General features: G+C 65.8%; 23 protein-coding genes. 17 read left to right on the forward strand and 6 right to left on the reverse strand.

The window, feature by feature from the left end:
* Positions 1-3: 3 nt before the first annotated feature.
* Positions 4-537 carry a hypothetical protein gene (locus tag GXM19_RS02410; RefSeq protein WP_006233960.1) on the reverse strand — a complete coding sequence of 178 codons (534 nt, stop codon included), beginning with the start codon at positions 535-537 and terminating at the stop codon, positions 4-6.
* Between the two features lie 145 nt (positions 538-682).
* Positions 683-1609, reverse strand: a complete 927-nt coding sequence (locus GXM19_RS02415) for a sirohydrochlorin cobaltochelatase (RefSeq protein ID WP_006233958.1) — start codon at positions 1607-1609, stop codon at positions 683-685.
* A 458-nt stretch (positions 1610-2067) separates the two neighbouring features.
* On the opposite strand from GXM19_RS02415, the gene cobM reads away from it, so the two are divergent.
* Genes cobM through cobK form a run of 17 tightly spaced genes read left to right on the forward strand, consistent with a single transcriptional unit; the run spans position 2068 to position 17847 of the window.
* Positions 2068-2859: a precorrin-4 C(11)-methyltransferase gene (cobM, locus tag GXM19_RS02420; RefSeq protein WP_006233957.1), complete on the forward strand. Its 792-nt coding sequence runs from the start codon at positions 2068-2070 to the stop codon at positions 2857-2859.
* A gap of 1 nt (position 2860) precedes the next feature.
* Positions 2861-4045, forward strand: coding sequence for a cobalt-precorrin-5B (C(1))-methyltransferase CbiD (gene cbiD / locus GXM19_RS02425; protein ID WP_040358130.1), 1185 nt, complete (start codon positions 2861-2863; stop codon positions 4043-4045).
* Positions 4038-4271 (forward strand): SAM-dependent methyltransferase, encoded by a 234-nt coding sequence (locus GXM19_RS02430; RefSeq protein ID WP_006233955.1) that lies wholly within the window; start codon positions 4038-4040, stop codon positions 4269-4271. The genes cbiD and GXM19_RS02430 overlap by 8 nt, the downstream gene beginning before the upstream one ends.
* Positions 4272-4313: 42 nt before the next feature.
* Complete coding sequence (locus GXM19_RS02435) at positions 4314-5405, forward strand: cobalt-precorrin 5A hydrolase (RefSeq protein WP_239057636.1); 1092 nt, start codon at positions 4314-4316, stop codon at positions 5403-5405.
* On the forward strand, positions 5405-6148 hold the full coding sequence (gene cobJ / locus GXM19_RS02440) for a precorrin-3B C(17)-methyltransferase (protein WP_006233953.1): 744 nt from the start codon (positions 5405-5407) through the stop codon (positions 6146-6148). Before GXM19_RS02435 ends, cobJ begins: the two co-directional genes overlap by 1 nt.
* The gene (cbiE, locus tag GXM19_RS02445; RefSeq protein ID WP_006233952.1) at positions 6136-7416 is read left to right on the forward strand and encodes a precorrin-6y C5,15-methyltransferase (decarboxylating) subunit CbiE; all 1281 of its coding nucleotides are present in this window, start codon (positions 6136-6138) and stop codon (positions 7414-7416) included. The genes cobJ and cbiE overlap by 13 nt, the downstream gene beginning before the upstream one ends.
* Positions 7413-8795 carry a cobyrinic acid a,c-diamide synthase CobB gene (locus GXM19_RS02450; RefSeq protein WP_239057637.1) on the forward strand — a complete coding sequence of 461 codons (1383 nt, stop codon included), beginning with the start codon at positions 7413-7415 and terminating at the stop codon, positions 8793-8795. The genes cbiE and GXM19_RS02450 overlap by 4 nt, the downstream gene beginning before the upstream one ends.
* A complete protein-coding gene (locus GXM19_RS02455; RefSeq protein WP_203572373.1) occupies positions 8710-9930 on the forward strand; it encodes a nicotinate-nucleotide--dimethylbenzimidazole phosphoribosyltransferase in 1221 nt (406 codons plus the stop codon). The genes GXM19_RS02450 and GXM19_RS02455 overlap by 86 nt, the downstream gene beginning before the upstream one ends.
* Complete coding sequence (locus tag GXM19_RS02460) at positions 9927-10475, forward strand: bifunctional adenosylcobinamide kinase/adenosylcobinamide-phosphate guanylyltransferase (RefSeq protein ID WP_006233949.1); 549 nt, start codon at positions 9927-9929, stop codon at positions 10473-10475. The genes GXM19_RS02455 and GXM19_RS02460 overlap by 4 nt, the downstream gene beginning before the upstream one ends.
* The gene (locus GXM19_RS02465; protein WP_040358125.1) at positions 10472-11239 is read left to right on the forward strand and encodes an adenosylcobinamide-GDP ribazoletransferase; all 768 of its coding nucleotides are present in this window, start codon (positions 10472-10474) and stop codon (positions 11237-11239) included. The genes GXM19_RS02460 and GXM19_RS02465 overlap by 4 nt, the downstream gene beginning before the upstream one ends.
* On the forward strand, positions 11173-12237 hold the full coding sequence (locus GXM19_RS02470) for a histidine phosphatase family protein (protein WP_203572374.1): 1065 nt from the start codon (positions 11173-11175) through the stop codon (positions 12235-12237). The genes GXM19_RS02465 and GXM19_RS02470 overlap by 67 nt, the downstream gene beginning before the upstream one ends.
* Entirely contained in the window at positions 12237-13211 is a 975-nt protein-coding gene (gene cbiB / locus GXM19_RS02475; RefSeq protein ID WP_006233946.1) for an adenosylcobinamide-phosphate synthase CbiB, read from the forward strand. Before GXM19_RS02470 ends, cbiB begins: the two co-directional genes overlap by 1 nt.
* Positions 13208-14431: a pyridoxal phosphate-dependent aminotransferase gene (locus GXM19_RS02480; RefSeq protein WP_006233945.1), complete on the forward strand. Its 1224-nt coding sequence runs from the start codon at positions 13208-13210 to the stop codon at positions 14429-14431. Before cbiB ends, GXM19_RS02480 begins: the two co-directional genes overlap by 4 nt.
* Complete coding sequence (locus GXM19_RS02485; RefSeq protein WP_239057638.1) at positions 14424-15923, forward strand: cobyric acid synthase; 1500 nt, start codon at positions 14424-14426, stop codon at positions 15921-15923. The genes GXM19_RS02480 and GXM19_RS02485 overlap by 8 nt, the downstream gene beginning before the upstream one ends.
* On the forward strand, positions 15920-16435 hold the full coding sequence (locus GXM19_RS02490) for a cob(I)yrinic acid a,c-diamide adenosyltransferase (RefSeq protein WP_006233943.1): 516 nt from the start codon (positions 15920-15922) through the stop codon (positions 16433-16435). Before GXM19_RS02485 ends, GXM19_RS02490 begins: the two co-directional genes overlap by 4 nt.
* Positions 16436-17077: a precorrin-8X methylmutase gene (locus GXM19_RS02495; RefSeq protein ID WP_006233941.1), complete on the forward strand. Its 642-nt coding sequence runs from the start codon at positions 16436-16438 to the stop codon at positions 17075-17077.
* The gene (gene cobK / locus GXM19_RS02500) at positions 17074-17847 is read left to right on the forward strand and encodes a precorrin-6A reductase (RefSeq protein WP_050766071.1); all 774 of its coding nucleotides are present in this window, start codon (positions 17074-17076) and stop codon (positions 17845-17847) included. The genes GXM19_RS02495 and cobK overlap by 4 nt, the downstream gene beginning before the upstream one ends.
* Positions 17848-18059: 212 nt before the next feature.
* Here the strand turns inward: cobK and GXM19_RS02505 are convergent, their stop codons facing one another.
* The 4 genes from GXM19_RS02505 to GXM19_RS02520 all read right to left on the reverse strand — a co-directional run bounded on the left by GXM19_RS02505 (position 18060) and on the right by GXM19_RS02520 (position 23343).
* Positions 18060-19274 carry an ABC transporter permease gene (locus tag GXM19_RS02505; RefSeq protein ID WP_006233938.1) on the reverse strand — a complete coding sequence of 405 codons (1215 nt, stop codon included), beginning with the start codon at positions 19272-19274 and terminating at the stop codon, positions 18060-18062.
* Positions 19271-20044, reverse strand: coding sequence for an ABC transporter ATP-binding protein (locus tag GXM19_RS02510; protein ID WP_006233937.1), 774 nt, complete (start codon positions 20042-20044; stop codon positions 19271-19273). Before GXM19_RS02510 ends, GXM19_RS02505 begins: the two co-directional genes overlap by 4 nt.
* Positions 20044-21477, reverse strand: coding sequence for an efflux RND transporter periplasmic adaptor subunit (locus tag GXM19_RS02515; protein ID WP_006233936.1), 1434 nt, complete (start codon positions 21475-21477; stop codon positions 20044-20046). The genes GXM19_RS02510 and GXM19_RS02515 overlap by 1 nt, the downstream gene beginning before the upstream one ends.
* Positions 21478-21609: 132 nt before the next feature.
* Complete coding sequence (locus GXM19_RS02520) at positions 21610-23343, reverse strand: L,D-transpeptidase (protein ID WP_050766070.1); 1734 nt, start codon at positions 23341-23343, stop codon at positions 21610-21612.
* Positions 23344-23445: the final 102 nt, after the last annotated feature.

The following is a 23445-nucleotide window of genomic DNA, read 5'->3' on the forward strand; positions in this document are numbered from 1 at the left end:
GCGTTACTTCAGTGCGTCGGCGCGCAGATCGACGCCGGCGGATTCGAACACGAGCGTGCGGTCGTACCACTGCTCTTTTCTAATACTCCACGCGGCGCAGGCGGTGTCCTCGTCGAGCGCTTTAACGGGCACGTCGTAGGTGTACTTGCCTTCCGCGTTTTCCACATAGGGGATGAAGTCGGCCTCGCTCGCGGCGGCAGCCTCGTCGCCCGTGCCCATGAAGAGCTTGCCGTAGCCCGTGCCGGAAAGCGTCATCACGCAGTGCATGGAGCCGTTTTCCACGATGAGCTGGGCGTCCACAATCCTGAACATGTTCGAGCTGGAATCTACGGTGATCGGATAGGTGCCGTCGGCCACCTTGTCGGCGGTGATGGGGGCAGCGCTTGCGCCCTCGGGCGCATCGGCCGCCTGTTCGGTCTTTTCCTGGGAATCGGCATCGCTTGCCTTTGCGCTGTCGATTGAATTTCCGCCGCAGCCGGCGAGCGAGAACGCGAAAAGCGCCGCTGACAGGGCGAAGGCGAGGGTTTTCTTCAACATGGAGGGGGTTCCTTTCAATCGCTTCGACCGCCCGCGCCGTGCGGTGGGCGGGCGGGATGCGAATGCAACGGGCATGCGCCGTCGGTCGGGGAAGGCGCATGCCCGTTGCACGGGGACGCGACCGGCGCCCCCGTGCGCGGCGAGTTTACAGCTTGGCGATGGCGTCGTCCACGTGCGAGACGTAGATGTCGTCGACCGCGGCGTTCTGTCCCAGACCCTGGAGCAGGCACGTCACTTCGAAGCCAGCGGCCACGAACTTTGCAGCCCAGCTGTCGGGGTCGGTCTCGTCTGCCATGTCGTTGTTCGCGTGGTCGCCCGCGACCACCATGAACGGCGCGAGCACGGCCTTCTTGTACCCTGCGGCGCTCGCGGCGGCGATAACATCCTCGCAGGTCGGCTCAGCCTCGACGGTGCCGACGAAGAACTGCGTCAAGCCCTCGTTCTTGAACACTTCCTGCATCTTGGCATAGTCGGCGTTGGAATCGGCTTCGGTGCCGTGGCCCATGAGGCACAGCGCCGTCTTGCCGTCGTCGAAGGACGCCATGTTCTCCTTAATGGCTGCGGCCACCTTCTTGTAGTCGTCGTCGGAGGTGAGCAGCGGGTCGCCGAGCGAGATCTTGTCGAACTTGTCGGCGTACTTGTCGAGCTCGTCTTTCACGTCGGCGTATTCCAGGCCAGCCATGAGATGCGTCGGCTGCACGACAATTTCCTTCACGCCGTCTTCCACGCAGCGGTCGAGCGCCTCGGTCATGTTGTCGATCGTGATGCCGTCGCGCTTCTTCAGCTTGTCGATGATGATCTGCGCGGTGAAGGCGCGGCGGATGTCGTAGTCCTGCCAGTACTTCTCGCGGATAGCGTCTTCGATGGCGCCGATGGTGATGTGGCGCGAGTCGTTGTAGCTCGTGCCGAAGCTCGTGACGAGGATGACCGGCTTCACGGCCTTCTCCTTTTCGCTCGATTTCTCGGAACTCGCGGAGGTGCTGGAGCAGCCCGCGAGCGCGAATCCGGCGAGCGCGACGGCTCCGGTTGCTGCGGCGCCCATGAAGCCGCGGCGTGACATCTGGTCGGACATGGTTTTTCCTTTCCTCGGTTTGCCGGTCCCCCGGCGACAGTTGCTTGTCGGCACAAGCGAAAGAAAAGCGCACCCCTCGGGGTTCACAAGGAGCTAACGCCACGGCGATGCCGTGAGGAAAAGGCGAAGCAGTCTGGCTTGGGGCGCGAGGCAGTTCGCCCGCGCGTCCTATACAGTAATGTCCCTTGCCCAGGATTCCCACCTGGTTCCCTCCGCAAGCCAGCGCGGGCTGTGCGGGCGCCGCGCCGGTCATTTCCTTTTATCCGATTGTCATATGCTCGTTGCCGAAACTTTTACTATGATAGTGGGCACTTGTGAACGTGTCAAAGCCAGGGCGGGCGGCATTGCGCCTCCTGCCTGCGTATTTGCGCCGATTGCCGCTGCGGGCGCCGTGTTTTGCCCGCTGTGCGAAGGGCGGCGTAAACGGTTGCGATGAGAAACGGGAAGGGAAGGCTCGGATGATTCATATCGTTGGCGCAGGCTCGGGCGCCGCCGACCTTATCACGCTGCGCGGGGCGCGCCTTCTGCGCGCGGCGGACGTGGTCGTTTGGGCGGGGAGCCTTGTGAACCCCGAGCTGCTCGCCGATTGCAAGGAATCCTGCGTCGTCTACGACAGCGCGCACATGACCTTGGAGGAAGTGCTCGACGTGATGTGTGCGGCGGATGCGCGGGGCGAGGAAGTGGTGCGCCTGCACACGGGTGACCCGTGCCTATACGGCGCCATCCAGGAGCAGATGGACGCACTCGACGCGCGCGGCGTGGACTACGAGGTGGTGCCCGGCGTGTCGAGCTTTTGCGGTGCCGCGGCGGCGCTTCGCCAGGAATACACGCTGCCGGGAATCAGCCAGTCTGTCGTGATCACGCGGCTTTCCGGGCGCACCCCCATGCCCGCGGGCGAGGGCATGCGCACCATGGCGGAAAGCGGCTCGACTATGGTCATCTTCCTGAGCTCGGGTATGCTCGCCGAGCTTTCCGCCGAGCTTTTGGCCGCGGGCCGCAGCTCCGACGAGCCGGCGGCGCTCGTGTACAAGGCGACCTGGCCTGAGGAGCGCGTGGTGCGCTGCACAGTGGGCACGCTCGCCGATGCGGGTGCGCGAGTGGGCATCGACCGCACGGCGCTCGTGGTGGTGGGCCGCGTGCTCGGAGCTCGCGGCGGGCTTGCGCACGACGGCGCGCAAGCGGAGTCGTACGAGCGCAGCAAGCTTTACGACCCTTCGTTTGCCACGGGGTATCGGAAGGCGAGCAGCTAGCGTGGCCTTCGAGCACTACATATATACCGGGACGACCCGCCTGCGCTGCGGCTATACCACGGGGAGCTGCGCCGCGCTCGCGGCGAAGGCGGCCTGCGAGATGCTCTTGTCACGAAAGCCCGTCGGCCACGTGTCGATCGTCACCCCCGGCGGGCTGCCCGTCGAGACGGACGTGGTCGATGCATGCATCGGCGAGGGGTGCGCCCAGTGCGCCGTGCGAAAGGACGCAGGCGACGACGCCGATGTGACCGACGGCGTGCTCGTGTACGCGCGTGTGGAACATGCGGGGTCGGGCACGGGTACTGCGGGCAGCAAGGACGTGCCCGCGCACGAATCGGAAGTTTCCGTCGATGGCGGCGTGGGCGTGGGGCGCGTGACGTTGCCCGGGCTCGAGCAGCCGGTGGGGGCGGCCGCCATCAACGCGACGCCGCGCGCGATGATTACTTCGGCGGTGCGTGAGGTGTGCGCCGCGCACGGCTTTTCTGGAAACATTGCTGTGACGATTTCGGTACCCGAGGGTGTGGCCCTTGCCGAAAAGACCTTCAACCCGCACCTGGGGATAGAGGACGGCATCTCCATCCTGGGAACGACGGGCATCGTCGAGCCGCGCAGCCTCGCTGCCTTGCGCGACAGCATCGAGCTCGAGATTCGGCAGCATGCGGCTATGGGGCGGCGCGGAGTCGTGCTCACGCCCGGCAACTACGGCGGGCAGTTCATCTCGGGGCATTTCCACCTAAACGGTGCGCCGGTGGTCTTCATCTCCAACTTTGTGGGCGATGCGATTGATTGCTGCGTTCGCGAGGGATTCACCAATGTCCTTCTTGTGGGACACATCGGCAAGCTGGTGAAGGTCGCTGGCGGCATCATGGACACCCATTCGCGTACCGCCGACTGCCGCGCGGAGATTCTGGCCGCCCACGCGGCCTTGGCCGGCGCGGGCGCGAAGACCGTGCGCGAGATCATGTCGTCGGTCACGACCACGGCGGCGCTCGAGGTAATCGAGGCCGCCGGCGTGGGGGACGCTGCGCGCGCTTCGCTCGCTGCGGCAATCGAGGACAGGTTGCGCCGCCGCGCGGCGGGCGCATGCGACATCGCCGCGGTCGTGTTCGACGCCGAGCGCCGCGAGCTTTTCCGCACGTCGGGCGCCGATGCAGTTATCGGGGAATTGGGGGCGACGTATGAGTAAAGGCGTGCTGTACGGGGTGGGCCGCGCAATCGGCTGGCCGGGGACGAAGGTGGTCATGAAGGCGCGCCGCTCGCTTGCGGACACGAAGCGCATCCTTCGCGAGGAGGGCGCCTTCGACGGTGCCGAGCTCGTAGAGGACTGTGGGCTTCCGGGCGAGCGCGTGTACCGTTCGCTCGACGATGTGCCCGATCGGAGCAGCTACTTCTCGACGATGGTGGTGCGCTAGATGAGGGTTTCCTGCATAGCGTTCACTGAGAGGGGGTATGCGTTGGCGGAGCGCACCGCACGCGCGCTTTCCGATTGCGCGCAGACAGGTGAAGACGACCCTGGCTGGGACGTTTCCGTTTCGCGCGGGTTCGGCGAGGGGAAGGCCGACCTGCGCGCATGGACGGCGCTCGCGTGGGAAGCGTCGGACGCGCTTCTGTTCGTGGGCGCGGCGGGCATCGCCGTGCGGGCGATCGCGCCGCATGTCGCCTCGAAGGCAACCGATTCCGCGGTTGTGGCGATCGACGAGGCGGGGCGCTTTGCCGTCCCGCTTTTGTCGGGGCATTTGGGCGGTGCGAACGAGCTTGCGCAAACTGTGGCACGCGCGGCAGGGGCCATCCCCGTCATCACCACGGCGACCGACGTCCGCGGCGTGTGGGCGGTGGATACGTGGGCGCGCTGTGCGGGGCTCGCCGTTTCGAATCCCGAGGCCATCAAGCGAGTGTCGGCGCGGCTGCTTTCGGGCGGGCGCGTGGCGCTCTATTCCGACATGCCGATTTCGGGACAGCCGCCTGAGGGGGTTGACCTTGCGTCCGACCGCGCTCGGGCCGATATCGTCGTGTCGCCGTTCGCTGGCGCGAATGCAGGTGCGTCCGTTCGTGCGGCGGAGACAACGGGCGAGGTCGTGCCCGCCGGTGAGACGGGGAAGCCGGCGGGCGTGCGGGCGCAGGCGCCTGCGCCCGAGCCGCTTCGCCTTGTCGTGCCCTGCATCGTTGCGGGCATAGGATGCCGTCGCGGTGCGTGCGCCGAAGCGATCGAGGAGGCGTTTCTTCTCGCGTGCGGGCAGGTGGGTATCTCGCCTTCGGCCGTGCGCGAGGCGGCGACGATCGACGTGAAGGCGCACGAGGAGGGTCTGCTCGCCTTCTGCTGCGCGCGCAATATCCCGCTTGCGACGTATTCCGCAGAGGAGTTGTCGCAGGTCGAAGGCAGCGTTTCGCCATCTGATTTTGTGCGCGCGACGGTGGGGGTCGACAACGTGTGCGAGCGGGCAGCGCTCGCGGAGGGGGGCAAACTTATCTTCCCGAAGCTCGCTCACGGCGGCGTGACCGTCGCGTTTTCCAAGGTAACTATCGATCTTTCGTTTAAGGAGCGGTGATGGGAAAGCTCTTCGTGGTGGGGATCGGCCCGGGCGGCCCCGACGGCATGACGATTGCGGCCCGGCGCGCGCTCGAGGCGGCCGACATCGTTGTGGGGTACACGAAATACGTGGAGCTCGCGCTCGCCGCCGTGCCCGACGCGGCGCATCTCGCGACCCCGATGATGCACGAGGTCGAACGGTGCAGCCTTGCGCTTTCGCGCGCGCAGAGCGGAGAAGCCGTGGCGCTCGTGTGCAGCGGTGACGCGGGCGTGTACGGCATGGCGAGCCCCGTGCTGGAGCTTGCGGAGGACTACCCCGATGTAGACGTGGAAGTTATCGCCGGGGCCACCGCGGCTCAGAGCGGGTCGGCGGTGCTCGGCGCCCCGCTTGCCCACGACTTCGCGGTCGTGTCGCTCTCCGACCTGCTCACGCCATGGGAGGTCATCGAGCGCAGGCTCGCCGCCGTCGCGAGTGCCGACTTCTGCATCTGTTTGTACAACCCGCGCAGCAGAAAGCGCGCCGACAGGCTCTCACGCGCGGCGAAGATTATGCTCGAATGGAAGGCCCCCGACACGCTCTGCGGCTGGGTACGCAACATCGGGCGCGAGGGGCAGCAGTCGGGCATGTGCAGGCTCTCCGAGCTGGGGGAGATCGACGCCGACATGTTCACCACCGTGTTCGTCGGCAACGCGGACACGAAGCTCGTAGGCGGCCGTATGGTCACGCCGCGCGGGTATCGGGAGATTCCATGCGAAAGGTAACGATCATCGGGGCGGGGCCCGGAAACCCCGACTTGCTCTCGCGCGCGGCGCTCGACGCGATCGACATCGCCGACGTGGTCATCGGTGCTCATCGCGCGCTTGCCGGCATCGACGTGCCGCCCGACGTGGTGAGATGCGAGCTCGTGAAGACGGCGGACATCGTAGCCGCGCTCACCGATGCGGCGTCGTGGCAGCGCGCCGTGGTCGTGATGACGGGCGATGTGGGGCTGTTCAGCGGCGCGCGCCGCCTGGTGGAGGCGCTCTCCGGCGACGCGCAGGTGGACGTGCGCGTTGTTCCCGGCATAAGCTCAGCGTCGTATCTCGCCGCGCGTCTCGCGCGTCCATGGCAGGATTGGCGCTTCGCGAGCGCTCACGGCGTGGCGTGCGACATCGTGGCCGAGGCCGAGCGCGCAGGTGAGCTCTTCCTCGCCACGTCGGGCGGGGAAGACCCCTCGCGGCTTTCGGGCGAGCTTGTGCAGGCGGGCTTCGGGGACGCGCGCGTGACGGTGGCCGAGCGCCTGTCGTACCCCGACGAGCGCATCACCTGCGCGACCGCAAGTGAAATCGCAGGTCAGACGTTCGACGACTTGAACGTGATGCTTATCGAGTTCGCAGGCGGCGCCGGGTCGCCTGTGGGCTTTAGCGCATCCCGCGCCGCGAGCTCCCGCTGGCCGTACGCTTCCTCGGGCATTCCCGACGAGCTCTTTATCCGCGGCGACGTTCCCATGACCAAGCAGGAGGTGCGCGCCGTCGCGCTCGCGAAGCTGCGCCTTACCGCGACCGACACCGTGTGGGACGTCGGCGCCGGCACGGGGAGCGTATCGATCGAGGCGGCGCTCGTCGCGCGAGCGGGGTCGGTATGGGCGGTCGAGCGCAACGCGACCGGCGTGCGGCTCATCCGAGAGAACGCGGATGCATTCGGGTGCGGCAACGTGCATGCGGTCCCCGGCGTCGCCCCCGAAGCGCTCGCGAAACTGCCCGTCCCCGACGCCGTGTTCGTCGGCGGGAGCGCGGGCGAGCTTCCCTCCATCTTGGAGGCGGCGCTCGAGAAGAACTCGCAGGTTCGCTTGTGCGTGCCATGCGTCACCGTTGAGACGCTCACCGAGGCGTGCGCGCTCCTCTCGGGTTCGCGCTTTAAGGGGTTCGAGGCGTGCCAGGTGTCGGCCGCCCGCGCCGAGGCTGTAGGCTCGCACCATCTCATGAAGGCGCAAAACCCCGTGTTCCTCGTCAGCGCGCGTGGTGCAGGTGGGGAAGGCGGCGCCCGGTGAGCACGTCCATCCCGCGCTTCATGGTCGCTGCGCCCTCGAGCGGGAGCGGCAAGACGGTCGTAACGTGCGCGCTCCTGCGCGCGCTCGCGCGCCGCGGCCTTGCATGCGCGGCCTTCAAATGCGGCCCCGACTACATTGACCCGCTCTTTCATCGCCGCGTCGTGGGTGCGCGCTCGGGCAACTTAGACGGCTTCTTCACCGACGCCCCGACGCTGCGCGCCCTGCTCGCACGCGGCGCCGCGGGCGCGGATGTCGCGGTGCTCGAGGGGGTCATGGGCTTCTACGACGGCATGGCGCCCGGCGTGTCCGATGCGAGCAGCTACCAGGTTGCGCGCGACACGGAAACGCCGGTCGTTTTAGTGGTGAACGGGCGCGGGGCGTCTTTATCGCTCGCCGCCGTAATCCGCGGCATCGCCGAGTTCCTGCCTTGTGCGAACGTGCGCGGCGTCGTGCTGAACAAGACGAGCGCCGCTGCCTGCGCCTATGCGGCGCCTTCGATCGAGAAGCACACGGGCGTCGCGGTTTTGGGGAATATCCCCGCCGACGAGGCGTTCTCGCTCGAAAGCCGGCATCTGGGGCTTGTGACCGCCGACGAGGTGGAGCAGCTCTCCGCGCGCATCGATAAGATGGCCGAGCTGGTGGAAAAGAGCGTCGACGTCGACCGCTTGCTCGAAATAGCGGCGACGGCACCCGATATCTGCGAGGAACCTTACCGGTTTGAGCCGATCGCGGGAGCGCGGCCCATCATCGCCGTCGCGCGTGACGAGGCGTTCTCGTTCTACTACGAGGAGAACCTGCGCGCGCTCGAGGACCTGGGTTGCGAGCTGGCCTTTTTCAGCCCCCTGTGTGATAGCGAGTTGCCCCGGGGGACAAGCGCCCTCTATCTGGGAGGCGGCTACCCGGAGCTCCATGCGCGGCAGCTCTCCGAGAACGCGCCGATGCGCGAGGCGGTGCGGCGTGCGGTGGAATCCGGCATGCCGACGGTCGCCGAATGCGGTGGGTTTCTGTACCTGCAGCGCGAAATCGCCGATAGCGAGGGGCGGCGCTGGCCTGTTGCGGGCGCCCTTGAGGGCGCAAGCGAGAACGGGGGAAGGCTGTCCCATTTCGGGTACGTGGAGCTCACTTCTCAACGCGACGGACTCTACGGGCCGCGCGGCACACGCATCCGCGCGCACGAGTTCCACTACTGGCAGTCCACCTGCCCGGGCGGCGACTTCTGGGCGCAGAAGCCCCGGCGCGACAAGGGGTGGCCGTGCATGACGACCACCCCGTCCCTGGTTGCGGGCTTCCCGCATGTGTACTATCCTGCGAACCCCGACGTTGCGCGCGCGTTCGCGTCTGCCGCAGTGTCGTTCGCAGAGAGGAGACGGCATGGCTGAAGTAACCGAAACCGCGCTTGCCTGTATCCGCGAGGAAGTCGAGCGCGCGTTCTCGTCGGCGCCGGGCGCCGTGCTCGAAGCCGCGCTCTCCCGGATCGCGCCCGCAGACGAGTGTGCCCGCGCCGCCGCGTACGCCGCGTGGGACTCCATCGCGCACCCTTTGGGGGGATTGGGCGACTTTGAAGACGCCGTCGCGTGTATCGCCGCGGCTCAGGGGAGCGCCGAGGTGGCCGAGTTTCCCCGTGCGCTTGCGGTATTCTTCTCCGACAACGGGGTCGTTGCCGAAGGCGTGTCGCAAAGCGGACAAGACGTGACGCGAGCCGTCGCGCGCAACATGTGCGAGGGGGCCACGAGCGCCTGCCGCATGGCGGCGTTCGCGGGTGCCGAGGTCGTGCCCGTCGACGTGGGTATGGCCCGGGGCATAGAAGACGCGCGCATGGTGCGCGCGAACGTGCGGCGGGGGAGCGGCAATATCGCGCACGGCTCCGCTATGTCTCGCGATGGGGCCGTGCGCGCGATCGAGGTCGGAATCGCCGTCGCGTGCGGATTTGTCCGCGCCGGCGTGCGCCTTCTCGCCGCGGGCGAGATGGGCATTGGCAACACGACCACCTCGGCGGCGGTGGCCGCAGTGCTCCTCCGGGCGGACGCGCGGAGCCTCGTCGGGCGCGGCGCGGGGCTCTCGGACGCCTCGTTCGCGCGCAAGCGCGACGTGGTCGAGCGCGCTATCGACGCGAACTCGCCCGATCCCGCCGACCCGATCGACGTGCTCTCGAAGGTGGGCGGCTTCGACATCGCGGCGATGTGCGGTTTCTACCTGGGGGCCGCGGTCTCGAAGGCGCCGGCGCTCCTCGACGGGGTCATATCCTGCACGGCGGCCCTGTGCGCGGCGCGCCTGTGTCCAAACGCCTTGGGCTACCTCATGGGCACCCACGCATCAAGCGAACCCGCAAGCCAGGAGCTCCTTCGCGAGCTCGGCATAAAGGCACCCCTCGACGCAGGCATGCACTTGGGCGAGGGCGCGGGCGCCATGGCGTATCTGCCCCTTCTGGATTCGGCGCTGCGCGTGTACCGGGATGGGAAGACGTTCACGGCGACTGGCATGGCTGCTTACGAGCATTTCGAGGCTGGGATATGACGGTGACGTTCGTTATCGGCGCCGCCGCGAGCGGCAAGAGCGCCTATGCCGAGTCCCTGTGCCTCGGGCACGACGGCCCCCGCGTGTACCTGGCAACGATGGAGCCCTTCGGGGAAGAGGGCGCCCGCCGCATCGCGCGCCATCGGGCGCTGCGCGAGGGCAAGGGGTTTTCCACCCTCGAGCGCACGCGTGACGTGGGCGCCGCAGTGCCCGGGCTTCCTCGCGGCTGCACGCTTCTTTTGGAGGACGTGGGCAACCTGGTTGCAAACGAGCTTTTCGCGGAAGGCGGCTTGTCCCCGCGTGACCCCGACGCTGTGGCGCGCGAGGTGCTCGGAGGCATTGAACGGCTCGCTCAGGCCGCTGCGTATACGGTGGTGGTCTCCGTTGACGTGTTCGCCGATGGGATGCGCTACGATGAGGGGACCGAGGCATGGAGGCGCGCGCTCGCGCGCGTGAACGCGGGCGTGGCGGCGCTGGCCGACCGCGCAGTCGAAGTGGTATGCGGGATTCCCGTGTGGATGAAAGGCGAAGGACCTATAAGGTGAAGATAGCAGAGGCAATCGGCGCGGCGTTCGGAACGTTCTCGCGCATCCCCGTCCCGAAATCGGCCTGGACCGATTTCGGATCAACCCATGCGCTTGCCGCGTTTCCCCTGGTGGGCCTTGCGGAAGGCTTCCTCATGACGGCGTGGGGGTACGTGGCGAACCTGCTCGGCGTACCTGCGACCATCGTCGCGGCCGTGCTCGCGGCGCTGCCTGTGGCGGTGACGGGAGGCATCCACCTAGACGGGCTCTGCGACACCTCCGATGCGCTTGCAAGTTGGGCCCCACGCGAGCGAAAGCTCGAGATCATGCACGACCCGCGGGCGGGCGCCTTCGGGGTCATCGGTGTTGTCGTGTACCTTATTCTGCAGTTTTCCCTGTTCACCGCGCTGCCGCTTACGGCGGGGACGTTCCTTGCGCTTCTGTGCTCGCTCGTGTTCTCCCGCGCGCTTTCGGGGCTCGCCGTTGAATGCTGGCCTGCCGCGCGGGCGGACGGCATGGCCGCGGGGCTCTCGCCTGCGAAGAAGCGCGCGGCGATCGTCGTGCCGCTTTGCGCTTTCGCTGCGGCTTCGGCTGCAGGGATGGTCGCGTGCGTTCAGGCCGTCGGCGCCCTTATGGCGGTGGCGGGGCTTTTGGCGCTCGCGTGGTACCGCCATGTTGCCCTGTCCCGCTTCGGCGGGGTGACGGGGGATTTGGCCGGATGGTTTCTGCAATGGGCCGAGCTCGCGATGCTTGCCATGTTGGTGGCGGGGGGCATGCTCCTATGATTCTCGTGGTAGGTGGTGCGCATTCGGGGAAGAGGACCTTCGTGCGCGAAAAGCTCGGGTTCGCGGCGGACGATTTCGTCGACGCGGCGCAGCAAGCGGAGGGCGGCGTGCCCGCGGCTTTTGCCGGCCGCATCGCGTACCGTGCTGAGGAACTCGTACGCGCGCTCGACGCTGACCGGGCGCTCGAGCGGCTGATCGGCTTCGACGCAGTGATTCTGTCCTTGGTCGGCTCGGGGGTCGTCCCCATGCGTGCGGAAGACGCCCAATGGCGCGAGCGCGCGGGGCGCCTGGGATGCGCGCTCGCTGCGCGCGCCGACGTCGTCGTGCGCATGACGTGCGGGATTCCCCAGGTCATCAAAGGAAACCTTGCCGATGCGCCTCGAGGGACGCAGGGCGCGGGCGCGCCTTTGGAAGTCGTCTTCGTGCGCCATGGTGCCACGGCGGGCACGGAAGGCCATCGCTACAGCGGGGCGGGCACCGACGAGCCCCTGTCGAGCGCGGGCGAGCGCGCTTTGCGCGACCTCACGTGCAATCGTGACGTGTTCCGTGTTATCACGAGCGGCATGGCCCGCACCGACCAGACGGCGCGCATCCTCTTCCCGAACGCGGAGCTTATGGCGTGCCCCGGTCTGCGCGAGATGGATTTCGGCGACTTCGAGGGGCGAAGCGCCGCCGAGCTTAAAGAGGATGCGCGCTACCGCGCCTGGGTAGACTCCTGGTGCGAGACGCGCTGCCCGCATGGCGAGGGCAAGAGCGATTTCACCCGCCGCGTCGTCGCGGCGTTTCGGGAGGCGTGCGAATCGGAGTGTGCCCAGGGGAGCGGGCGCGCCGTCTTCGTCGTTCACGCGGGTACCGTGAAAGCGCTGCTCTCCGAGCTAGCTGTCCCGAAAATGGGATACTTCGACGTGCATACCGAGCCGGGCGGCGCATGGGCCGCCACCTGGGATGGGCGCTGCCTTCGCGACGTTCGCCCCGCTTCGGGGGGCGATGCTCGGTGATGACGATTCTTGCCGTCGCCGCCGGGTTCGCGGCCGACCTTGCCTTCGGCGACCCGCGCTGGCTTCCCCATCCCGTCGTCGCCATGGGACGCGCGATCACGTGGGCCGAAGGCCGCCTGCGGGGCGCATTCCCGCAAACGTCCGCGGGCACGCGCGCCGCAGGGCTTGTGCTCGCCGTGGCGCTTCCGCTTGCGTGTTGGCTTTTGACCTGGGGAATCCTGCATCTTTGCGGCATGGTTCACCCCGGTTTGCGCTTTGTGGCCGAGGCATGGGCGAGCTATCAGATTCTCGCGGCATGCGAGCTGCGCCGCCAGAGCCTGGCCGTGGCCCGCGCGTTCTCGAAGGGCGGCCTTGTCGCGGCGCGCGAAGCCGTCGGGCTCATCGTGGGACGCGACACGTCTGTTCTCGACGAGCAGGGCGTTGCGCGCGCCGCCGTGGAAACGGTGGCGGAGAACGCGAGCGACGGCGTCATCGCGCCGCTTTTCTACCTTATTATCGGGGGTGCGCCCTTGGGCATGGCGTACAAGGCGGTGAACACGCTCGACAGCATGGTGGGCTACAAAAACGAGCGCTACATCGACTTCGGCTGCGCCTCGGCGCGCCTCGACGATGCGGTGAACTGGATTCCCTCGCGCTTATCGGCCCTGCTCATGATCTCCGTGTGCCCGATCGTCGGGCTCGACGCGTGCGGGGCGGCGCGCATCTGGCGCCGCGACAGGCGTCGCCATGCGAGCCCGAACGCGGCGCAGACCGAGTCAGCGTGCGCGGGCGCGCTCGGGCTGCGCCTGGCAGGACCCGCGGTGTATTTCGGCAAGCTCGTTGAGAAACCGACGATAGGCGACGCGTCCCGCGAAATCGAGTGGGGCGACATCGCCCGGGCGACAAGGCTCATGCTCGCCGCGTCCGTATGCGCGCTCGTCGTCTTCGGTGCCGCACGCGCGGCGGTCGTGCTCGCCGTGGGGGCGATTGTATGAGGGAAGACCACGCCGCGCCCCAGGCTGCCGGGGGAATCCTACGCGCCCGTACGCATGGGGGCAGCGCGCAATCGCTCGGCATCGCTTGCGAAGGGGGCGCCTCCGACCTCATTGACTTCTCGGTGAACGTGAATCCGGCAGGCCCTTCGCCGCGCGCCGTCGCCGCAGCTTGCAAGGCGCTTTCTCGAATCGACGCCTACCCCGATAGGGAAAGTCTTGCCCTCGTTCGCGCCCTAGCGCGCGCCCAGGGCATTCCCGAAGATACTATCGTCTGCGGCGCGGGCGCGTCCGATATCATCTGGCGGCTCGCCGCGGCGGTGCGCCCGAAACGCCTCGTCGTGTGCGCGCCGACGTTCTCTGAATATGCGGAGGCGGCATCGTACTACGGCGCATGCGTGCAGGAGTTCCCGCTCTCCGAAGCGGACGACTTCGACGTGCCCGCCTCCTTCGCCCGCGAGATCGAGGGGCCGGGAGACGTGGCGTACCTCTGCAATCCGAACAACCCGACGGGGCGCCTCGTCGACCCCAGCGTGATCGATGCCGCGGCTTGCCGCTGCGAGCAGGTGGGCGCGCTGCTCGTCGTGGACGAGTGCTTCCTCGGATTTGCGCCCGACGCCCGCGAAAGGAGCGTGGCCGCACGCGCCGCGTGTTCGCACCATGTGGCCGTGCTCTCCGCGTTCACCAAGCTCTACGGAATGGCAGGGTTGCGGTTGGGGTATCTGATCAGCGGAAACGCCCAACTCATCGAGGGGATTCGCCGGGCGGGGCAGGCGTGGCCCGTCTCCTCGGTCGCCGAGGCCGCGGGCATCGCCGCCCTGGAAGACGTCGAATACGTCTCGCGTACGCGCGATGTATTGGCGGGCGAGCGAGCGTGGCTTTCCCTCAAGCTCTCCTCGCTCGGGCTTTCCGTCGTGCCGTCGGATGCGAACTTCCTTTTAGTCCGCACGCCGGCGAAAGACATTCCCGAGCGCCTGTATAAACAGGGGGTTTTGGTCCGCACGTGCGACTCGTTTTCGGTACTGTCCCGTTTCTGGTGCCGCGTCGCGGTGCGCACGCGCAAGGAGAACGCCCGGCTTGCGATGGCGTTCAGCCGCGCGCTTCGGGCGGAAGGCGCATCGGGCGAAGGCGAACCCGACGAACGGGGCGGCGCTTCTTGCAGCGGCGCTATGGCGGGCGCGGATGGCCGAGGCTCGGCGAAGGAGGTCGATACCCGTGGGTAGGGCGAAGCCCATCATGATCCAGGGCACCATGTCGAACGCGGGGAAGAGCCTGCTTGCGGCGGGGCTGTGCCGTGTGCTTTCGCAGGACGGCCTGCGCGTGGCTCCCTTCAAGAGCCAGAACATGGCGCTAAACAGCGGTGTCACGGCCGATGGGCTCGAGATGGGGCGCGCCCAGATCATGCAGGCCGAGGCGTGCGGCATCGCGCCCGACGTGCGCATGAACCCCATCCTGCTCAAGCCCGAAAGCGACCACCGAAGCCAGCTCATCGTGGCCGGCAAGGCGCAGGGAGCCTTCGCTGCGAGGGACTACTTCGCGCGAAAGAAGGCGCTCATGCCGCAGATTTTGGAGGCGTTCGATTCGCTCGCGGAGGAAAACGACGTCATCGTCATCGAGGGCGCCGGCAGCCCCGTCGAAATCAACCTTGCCGAAAACGACATCGTCAACATGGGGCTCGCGCGCGCCGTGTCCTCCCCCGTGCTGCTCGCGGGCGACATCGACCCAGGCGGGGTATTTGCCCAGCTCTACGGCACGGTCGCGCTCTTTGCGCCCGAGGATCGCGCTCTTTTGCGGGGGCTTGTGGTGAACAAGTTCCGCGGCGATGTGGAAATCCTCCGCCCGGGTTTGGCCCCGCTCGAGAAGATGTGCGGGGTTCCCGTGGTGGGGGTCGTGCCGTATCTTACGCTCGACCTGGACGACGAGGACTCGCTCGCGCCGCGCCTATCTGCCCGCGAGGCGCGCGGCGTCATCGACGTCGCCGTCGTGCGCCTTCCGCACCTGTCGAACTTCACCGACTTCGACCCGCTTTCGCGCGTGCCCGGCGTGGGCGTGCGCTACGTTTCCTCGACGACCGATCTGGGCCGGCCCGACCTCGTGGTGCTCCCCGGCTCGAAGTCCACGCTCGACGACGCGCGCTGGCTTGCGGCTAGCGGCATCGGAGCCTGTGTACGCGCGCTTTCGGGCGCGGGCACGCCGGTGCTCGGCATATGCGGAGGCTACCAGCTTTTGGGAGACGAGCTTTCCGATCCGCACGGCAGGGAAGGCGCTGGCACCGCGCGCGGGCTCGGGCTCATCCCTGCAAGTACGGTGTTCAAGGAGGAAAAGCGCCTCGCCCAGTCGGAGCTGCGCATCACGGGCGCCCAAGGCGCGTTTTCGGTGTGGAACGGCATGACGGCGCGCGGGTACGAGATTCACGACGGCGAAACGACCGTCTCCTGCGCCCCTGCGGGCACGATTGGCGGCAACCTAGAAGGCGCGGCCTGCGGAAACGTGTTCGGAACCTATCTCCACGGCCTGTTCGACGAACCGGGGGTGGCACTCGCCCTCGCGCGCTCGCTCGCGCGCATGCGCGGCCTGCCCGAGAGCGTCGTGGGTGCTGAGGGCGCGGTGTCCGCGGCCGATCATCGTGCGCGCGAGTTCGACCGCCTGGCCGACTCCGTGCGCGGGGCGCTCGACATGGAGTATGTCTACCGCATTATCGAGGAGGGCGTATGATCCACGTGTATCATGGCGACGGCAAAGGCAAGACCACGGCGGCGATGGGCCTCGCCCTTCGCATGCTCGCCGCAGGCCGCCGCGTCGTCGTCGTGCAGTTCCTGAAAGACGGCGAAAGCGGGGAGGTGCGCCTGCTCGCCGAGCATTTCGGCGTGCTCGTGTTCGCGGGGAAGGCGTCGGACAAGTTTACCTGGTCGATGACGTCGGAAGAACTTGCCGCGACGCGCGAGCTGCACGATGGGAACCTCGCTTTCGCGCTCGCCGAGCTCGAGGACGTGCAGGAGGGGCTGCTCGTGCTCGACGAGGCGCTCGACGCGCTTTCGAAGGGGCTTGTCGACGAGGCGCTCGTGGATCGCGCGCTCGATATGTCCGCGCGCGGCGTCGAAGTAGCGCTTACCGGGCGCGCGCCTTCCCGCAAGATCGTGGAGAAGGCCGACTACATAACCGAGATGCGGTGCGAGAAACACCCCTACGTGCAGGGGATATGTGCAAGGGAAGGAGTGGAGTACTAGATGGATTCCAAGGAGATGGCGCCCGGCGACATCGAGCGGCGCAGCTTCGAGATCATTACCGAAGAGCTCGGCGGCCGCACGTTCCCGCCGCTCGAAGAGCCCGTCGTGAAGCGCGTCATCCACACCACTGCCGACTTCTCGTACGCCGATTCCCTCGTGTTCACCCATGACGCCGCGCACTGTGCGCTCGACGCACTGCGCGCAGGGGCCACGGTGCTCACCGACACGAACATGGCGCTCGCAGGCATAAGCAAGCCCGCGCTCGCGAAGCTCGGCTGCAAGGCCGTGTGCTACATGGCCGACCCTGATGTCGCCGCGGCTGCGCGCGCCGCGGGCACGACTCGCGCCGTTGCGAGCATGGACAAAGCTTGCGGCATCGAGGGTCCGCTCATCGTGGCTGTCGGCAACGCTCCCACAGCACTTCTGCGCCTCGCCGAGCTCATGGACGCGGGGAAGATCGCGCCCGCGCTCGTCGTTGGGGTGCCGGTCGGGTTTGTGAACGTTGTCGAGGCGAAAGAGGAGCTACTCGCACGACGCGTGCCAGCCATCGTCGCGAGGGGTCGCAAGGGCGGCTCGACCGTGACGGCCGCCATTATGAACGCGCTGCTCTACCAGATCACGCGCCCAGGCGGCCCGAAGTGACGGCGCCCGCATCCGCGCCGGCGCTGCGCATCTTCGCCGGCACCACCGAGGGCCGCCTTCTGTGCGAATGGGCGAGCGGGGCGGGCATCCCCGCCCGTGCCTACGCGGCAACCGAGTACGGAGGCGAGCTTTTGGGCGAGCTTCCGGGCATCGAGGTGCATGCGGGCAGGCTCGACGAGGCCGACATGGAGCGCGAGCTTTTCGGCGCGCGCATCGTCGTCGACGCCACGCACCCCTTCGCTACGCTCGCAAGCGGCAACATCCGGGCCGCTTCGCTCGCCGTGGGTGCACGATGCCTGCGCCTTGCGCGCCCGGCCGAGGCGCTGCCCAAAGGCGTCGTGCCGGTCGCGTCGATTGCCTGCGCGGCGCGCTTTCTCTCCGAGAACCCGGGTCGCGCGCTTCTCACGACGGGGAGCAAGGAGCTTGCTCCCTACACGCGTGTCGCCGATTTCGCGGAGCGCTTCTTCGTGCGTGTGCTCCCGCTGCCCGGTGCTATAGCGAAGTGCATCGACGCGGGGTTTTCGCCGTCGCACGTCATCGGCATGCAGGGGCCCTTTACCCGCGAGCTCAACGAAGCAATGCTTCGGCAGGTGGGCGCCCAGTGGCTTGTGACCAAGGACTCGGGAACCGTAGGCGGCACGGCCGAGAAGCTCGCCGCCGCGCGCGACGCGGGAGCGCGCTGCATCGTGGTCACCCGTCCCGCCGAGGGAGGCGGGGCCCTTTCGCTTCGGGAAATGGAAGACGTGCTTTTACGGGAGTTCGCGCGCTAGGCGCTCGTCGCGCCTAGCGCGCCCTCCCGCCCGCGAGGAGGAGCGCCTCGAGCAAGCTCGAACCGTACAAGACCGTCATCCGCCAATAGCTCGAGGACGACGCCCGGAACTGGCGCAAGCAGCCCTTCAATAAGTTGCGGTGAAATAGTGTCTGTTTTTGAAGCTAGATAGCATAATCAGTCCCTAATTCACCGCAACTTGTTGGTGGTGGCTTACTGGTAGCGTAGGCACTCCACCGGGTCGAGCTTTGCTGCGCGGCGAGCGGGGTAGAAGCCAAAGATTACGCCGATGCCGACCGATACGGCAAACGCGATCAACACTGTCGTAATGGAGAAGCTTGGCGTGATCGTCCCGGTAGCTCCAAACTCGCTCATGATGCCCGAGCTTGCGGCAAAGAACGTGAGTCCCCATGCCAGTAGATAGCCAATCAGGACACCCAACAGTCCGCCGGTGACGCACAGCGCCGAGGACTCGGCCAAAAACTGCGCGGTGATATCGCGACGACTGGCGCCCAGAGCGCGGCGGATGCCGATCTCGCGAATGCGCTCAGTCACGTTGGTGAGCATCATATTCATAATGCCGATACCGCCGACAAGCAGCGAGATGCTGGCGACAGCACCCATGATGAGCGAGAATGCGCCCATAAAGGAGTTGAGTGCATCGATAGCGCTTTTCATGGAGGTCGCCGATACACTGTCGTACTCATCATCCTCCGCGATGCCCTTCATCGCGCGCACCTTGGACTCGATGGTCTTACAAAGCTCATCCATGTCCGTGCCCTCGGCGGCAAGTGCCGTCACGCTGGGGAATGAAGGATTTTCGTCGCCAAACAGCCCGGAGATGGTCTCGCGTGGCATATACAGCGTGAGCGAGCCCATGGAGTCGCTGCCGCCATCAATCACGCCTACAATCTGCACCTCGCCGTTGGCCACCTTGATGGTTTTCCCCAGCGCATCCTGTTCGTTGCCGTAAAGCTGATCGGCGCCGCCGCGGCTGATGAGCGCCACGCGCGAGCCTGATTGAGACTCGGCCTGGGAATAGGTACGCCCCGCAACGAGCTTGCTGGCCCCCACGGCGTCGAGCATGTCGCTATCGACACCCTGTGCCATGACGGTATAGCTTTTATCGCCGGTCTTATACTCGGTATAGGCGCTGTCGACAATGCCGATCTGCTCTATCTGCGGCATCAGTTTTTGAAGCTTCTCGATGTCCGACTCGGTGAGTTCTTGCGACGAATAGATTTGCACCATGCGTGCCGCATTGAGGCCCAGACTGTTGACCAGGCTGTTTTGGATGCCGCCGATGAGCGAAGTCATGGCGATAACCGAGGCTATGCCAATGACGATGCCCAGGATGGTGAGCAGGCTGCGCCCCTTGTTGGCCTCGAGCGAGTGAAGGGCTTCCTGGATGAGATCGCGGGCGCTCATGCCATCACTCCTTTCGGCGGGTTGATGGAGGCGGAAATCATGGGCAGGCTATCTACGGCGCCACGCAGGGTCCGCGGTGCATGTGGAATATACGCGCCGTCGTGAATGCGACCGTCGCGGATGGTCACGGCACGGTCGGCCTCGGCGGCGATGCCGGGGTCGTGTGTGATGAGCACGATGGTTTTGCCGCGCTTCTGGAGCTTATGGAAGGTCTCCATTACAAGCGCTCCAGTGGCGGAGTCCAGGTTTCCCGTCGGTTCGTCAGCCAAAATGATGGGCGGGTCATTAACGAGGGCGCGCGCGATGGCGACACGCTGCATCTGGCCGCCCGAGAGCTCGGATATGCGGTGGTCCCAGTGGTCGACCGGTAGCGTGACGGCCTGCAGCGCGTGGACGGCGCGCATCTCGCGCTGGCTACGGGGCACATTGGTGTAGGCCAGCGGCAGCATCACGTTTTCGATGACCGTTAGGCGCGGCAGCAGGTTGAAGCTCTGAAAGACGAAGCCAATGCTCAGGGCGCGAACTTCGGTGAGCTCGTCATCATCGAGCTCGGCCACGTTGAGCCCTTGCAGGTAATAGTCGCCCGCCGTCGGCTTATCCAGGCAGCCCAGGATGTTCATGAGCGTTGATTTGCCCGAGCCCGAGGGGCCAGTGATAGCGACGAATTCGCCGGGATTTACCGCCAGGCTCACGTTGTGCAGGATGTGGGCGCAACCTGCCTCGCTCTCAAAGATGCGGTGCACGTTGCGAATGTCGATGACGGGGCGCATTACATACCCTCGTCGGCAGACATGCTGCCCGAATCCGTGCTATAGCCGCCGTCAGCCGTTGCGTCCGCTCCGGTGTCCATGACGAGGGTGTCGCCATCGCGCAGCTTGGTAACCGGCACGTTGGGGTTAATCTCGTTGCCCTGGTCGTCGCGCTTGACCTGTGTCTTGCCGACTACGGCTTCGTTGTCGTTTTGCGTCACGACGGTCACCTTCACGCGGCGGGTCTGCTTGCCCTCGTCATCGGTTGCCACGTTGACATAATAGTGTTCGCCGTCTTCGGTCATGAGCGCCATCGTCGGCACCATCACCACATCGTCGAGCTGCTCGGTCACCACCGAGACCTCGGCCGTCATGCCCGGCTTCAGGCGCGCGTCGGGCGCCTCGATGAGGATGTCGACGTTAAAGGTTACGCTGCTGCTGCCATAGTTGGAGTCGGAGTTTGCCACCGAGGCGATGGCCGTGACCGTTCCCTGGCTCACGATATCCGGAAACGCGGGATACGTGACGTTGGCGTTCTGCCCAACGGCGATCTTGGCGATGTCCTTTTCGCCCACCTGCACGGTCACCTTCATCTTGGATAGGTCGGCGATCTGCATGCACTGCTTGCCGCCGCTCGTATCGCTTTCGCCCATGATCATGCCGCCTGTTACCGTGGCGCCTACCTTGGCGTTGAGCTCCACGATGCTGCCCGAGCTTGGGGCCGTGACCGTACGGCTGGCGGCCTTGGCGTTCGCCTGATCGAGGTTTGCCTGGGCCGATGCGAGGCTACGCTGCGCGGCCGATACGGCGTTCGTGTCCGCTGATGCTGCGGGGGAGCCAGCCGCTGCGGAAGCTCCATCGACGTCCGTCGTTGGGGTGGCCTGCGCGGCGGCTGCGGCTTTCTGCGCGTTGGCGAGGTCTTCTTGAGCGGCTGTAACTGCACGCTGCGCCTCGGCAACGTTGCGATCGAGCTCGTCGTTTTTAATGGTCATAAGCACGTCGCCCTCGTTGACGGATTGGCCTGCCTGCACGTTGATTGAATCGACCGTGCCGTCGACAGAAGGGGAGACCACTGAGGACGAAATGGGTTTGAGCTGGCCTTTCGCCTCGACCGTTGTGGTAAATGTGCCCTCGGTCACCATGTCGGTCACAGGCCCGCTAGCGCCCTGTGGCTGCGCATTGATAACAAGGGTTGCGACAATGGCAATGAGCGCGATGGCGCCCACGACGCCGGCGGCAATAACGCGTCGAATCAGCTTTTTGCGTCGACGTTCGGCACGTTTTGCCTTGAGCTTGGCATATGCCTCTTCATCGGAAATCTCGGCCGCATCGTTCGTGCGTCCGTTCTGCTTGTCGGCATGTACGTGTGTAATCAGAGGAATCGTTTCGGTGGCACCTTCGGGCGTGTTCTCGGTATCATCCGGGCCCGGTGTGATCGTGGGGACATTCGGCATAGCGTCTCCTTTATAGAAAGAACCTCGATAAGTATATACGCCCACCGGTTGGGGCGGGCGCATGGGACGGTTTCTTTCGGAACTGTTAGATTGGTCGCAGCGGTTCCACGTTGTAGGAACGCGCGCGTTGCACTACGAGTGGACAACCACGCACAGACCGACTTTGATGCAGTCGTGAAGTGCCTTGGCGTCTGCCAGGCGCAGGTTGATGCAACCGTGGCTGCCGCACCACTTATAGGACTCGGCATTATCGAAGCTCTTGTCGTTTTGCCATGTAGCGTCGTGGAAGCCGATCATGTTGCCCTCAAACGGCATCCAGTAGCTCACCGGGCTCTCGTATTTGGGCTTACCGGTCTCGGGGTCCTTGGCTCCGATCAAGGTACTGCCGCCGTCGTTGCTGTTGATTTGCCACACGCCCTCGGGGGTGGCGTCTTCGCCCGGTTTGCCGGAAATAAAGTTGGCCTCCCAAACGATATTACCGTTCTCGTCATAGTAGCGCGCGTGCTGCTCGGACAGGTCGACGTCGACATACGCCTTCCAGTCGGGCTCTCCCTTTGCGGTAAAGGTGTCGGCCTTCTGGGAGTACTTGATCTCGATTTCGCCGGTCTGCTTGTTGTTAATGGCGTCTTCGACCTGCTTGGCGAGCGAACTGCTGTCGATGGACCAACCAAAGTCGCCGCCTTCGACGGCGCACTGCTTGCCATCGGCTCGCGTCCACCAGCGAGTGGAGCCCACGGTATTAAAGCCGTTGGCGAGCTCGGCTGCCCAGCTACTGATCTGCGACGTATCGAGCGTGGGGTTGGCCGGATCGGCAAAGCTGATCCACTGCAACACGGAGCTGCCATCAACCTTGCCGGCATCCTCGCCGTTGAGCTTGAGGGTCACGTTGACGCCCAGGAAGTTGTTGGCGGCATTGCATGCGGCCTGAATCTGATCATCGGTCAGCGTTCCATTGAGCGGCTCATAGGCATCGTTGCCGAGCTTGGAAAGATCTACGGTCTCGGCCAGCGAGGCAAGCTCGAGCTCGGCATACTTAATGACATGCTCGCGGTTGAGTTTTTCGTTGGAGCGCGCCTTCTCGACGGTAAACTTGCCCGCTTGCTCGTCATAAGAGCTATTGGCCTCGAACGTGCCCGAACGCCCCTCGTTAAACTCGTCGATGGCGGCGCCCAGATCCTTCTCAAACTTCTTTTGGTCAAAGGTGTCGGAAAGCATGGACAGGTCGACGTCTTGATCAAGATCGACTTCGTTGGAGGTAGCGGTTGTTTTGGTTTTGCCGCTTAAGGATTCCACAAGGCGGACCGGCCATACAAAGGCTTCGTTGTGGCTGATGATCTCTTTTGCGGCAGCCTCTCCGTCGACGATGGGTTCATTGGACTCGGGCTGATAGGTCCAGCTAAAGTCATCGCCTGTCACGGTGAGCTTATAGTGCTTCCAAGCCGAGTTGACCTTGGTGGCGGCAGACGAAGCGTTAGAGAACGAGACGTCGACGCCGGCGATGATGGTGTTGGGGTAGGCTACCTGCGAAAATGCTACGACGCCAACGATATAGACAATGACGATTAGACCCAGGACGACAAAGAGCGTCGTCTTTTTGCCCGACTTATTGTTGCCGGCGGACTTGCGCGCGGGGCCGCGATCGCCTCGAGCGTGCGTGGGGGGCTGCTTGGGCGCATTGCCGTTTGCCTGGTGCTGCTGTCGTTGTTGACGCTGCTGTCGCTGTTGGTTCGGGCGTTGAGAAGCGTTTGCCGCATCACGCTGCTGACCGTGGCTCGGCGCGATAGGGCGCGGCGACTGAACGCCGGCGGCGTGCCTGCTCGGCTGCTGCGGATCGGGAATCAGTTGAGTTCGATCGTTTTGCGACATCGTATGCATATCCTTCGATTTTCGCCTTGCGGTTCATCGTGTTTTTACTGGGCTTGCATTATAGCGATTGCCCCGCTTTTTGTGGTACGGAAACGGTGGCAT

The sequence above is a fragment of the Collinsella aerofaciens ATCC 25986 genome, assembly GCF_010509075.1.
Taxonomy (GTDB): Bacteria; Actinomycetota; Coriobacteriia; order Coriobacteriales; family Coriobacteriaceae; genus Collinsella; species Collinsella aerofaciens.

What these genes read in the sequence shown, in the direction of transcription:
- GXM19_RS02410 (WP_006233960.1), bottom strand. Translation starts at nt 537, where the DNA reads ATGTTGAAGAAAACCCTCGCCTTCGCCCTGTCAGCGGCGCTTTTCGCG.
- GXM19_RS02415 (WP_006233958.1), bottom strand. Translation starts at nt 1,609, where the DNA reads ATGTCCGACCAGATGTCACGCCGCGGCTTCATGGGCGCCGCAGCAACC.
- cobM (WP_006233957.1), top strand. Translation starts at nt 2,068, where the DNA reads ATGATTCATATCGTTGGCGCAGGCTCGGGCGCCGCCGACCTTATCACG.
- GXM19_RS02430 (WP_006233955.1), top strand. Translation starts at nt 4,038, where the DNA reads ATGAGTAAAGGCGTGCTGTACGGGGTGGGCCGCGCAATCGGCTGGCCG.
- cobJ (WP_006233953.1), top strand. Translation starts at nt 5,405, where the DNA reads ATGGGAAAGCTCTTCGTGGTGGGGATCGGCCCGGGCGGCCCCGACGGC.
- cbiE (WP_006233952.1), top strand. Translation starts at nt 6,136, where the DNA reads ATGCGAAAGGTAACGATCATCGGGGCGGGGCCCGGAAACCCCGACTTG.
- GXM19_RS02455 (WP_203572373.1), top strand. Translation starts at nt 8,710, where the DNA reads ATGTGTACTATCCTGCGAACCCCGACGTTGCGCGCGCGTTCGCGTCTG.
- GXM19_RS02460 (WP_006233949.1), top strand. Translation starts at nt 9,927, where the DNA reads ATGACGGTGACGTTCGTTATCGGCGCCGCCGCGAGCGGCAAGAGCGCC.
- GXM19_RS02470 (WP_203572374.1), top strand. Translation starts at nt 11,173, where the DNA reads ATGGTTTCTGCAATGGGCCGAGCTCGCGATGCTTGCCATGTTGGTGGC.
- cbiB (WP_006233946.1), top strand. Translation starts at nt 12,237, where the DNA reads ATGACGATTCTTGCCGTCGCCGCCGGGTTCGCGGCCGACCTTGCCTTC.
- GXM19_RS02480 (WP_006233945.1), top strand. Translation starts at nt 13,208, where the DNA reads ATGAGGGAAGACCACGCCGCGCCCCAGGCTGCCGGGGGAATCCTACGC.
- GXM19_RS02490 (WP_006233943.1), top strand. Translation starts at nt 15,920, where the DNA reads ATGATCCACGTGTATCATGGCGACGGCAAAGGCAAGACCACGGCGGCG.
- GXM19_RS02495 (WP_006233941.1), top strand. Translation starts at nt 16,436, where the DNA reads ATGGATTCCAAGGAGATGGCGCCCGGCGACATCGAGCGGCGCAGCTTC.
- GXM19_RS02505 (WP_006233938.1), bottom strand. Translation starts at nt 19,274, where the DNA reads ATGAGCGCCCGCGATCTCATCCAGGAAGCCCTTCACTCGCTCGAGGCC.
- GXM19_RS02510 (WP_006233937.1), bottom strand. Translation starts at nt 20,044, where the DNA reads ATGCGCCCCGTCATCGACATTCGCAACGTGCACCGCATCTTTGAGAGC.
- GXM19_RS02515 (WP_006233936.1), bottom strand. Translation starts at nt 21,477, where the DNA reads ATGCCGAATGTCCCCACGATCACACCGGGCCCGGATGATACCGAGAAC.
- GXM19_RS02520 (WP_050766070.1), bottom strand. Translation starts at nt 23,343, where the DNA reads ATGTCGCAAAACGATCGAACTCAACTGATTCCCGATCCGCAGCAGCCG.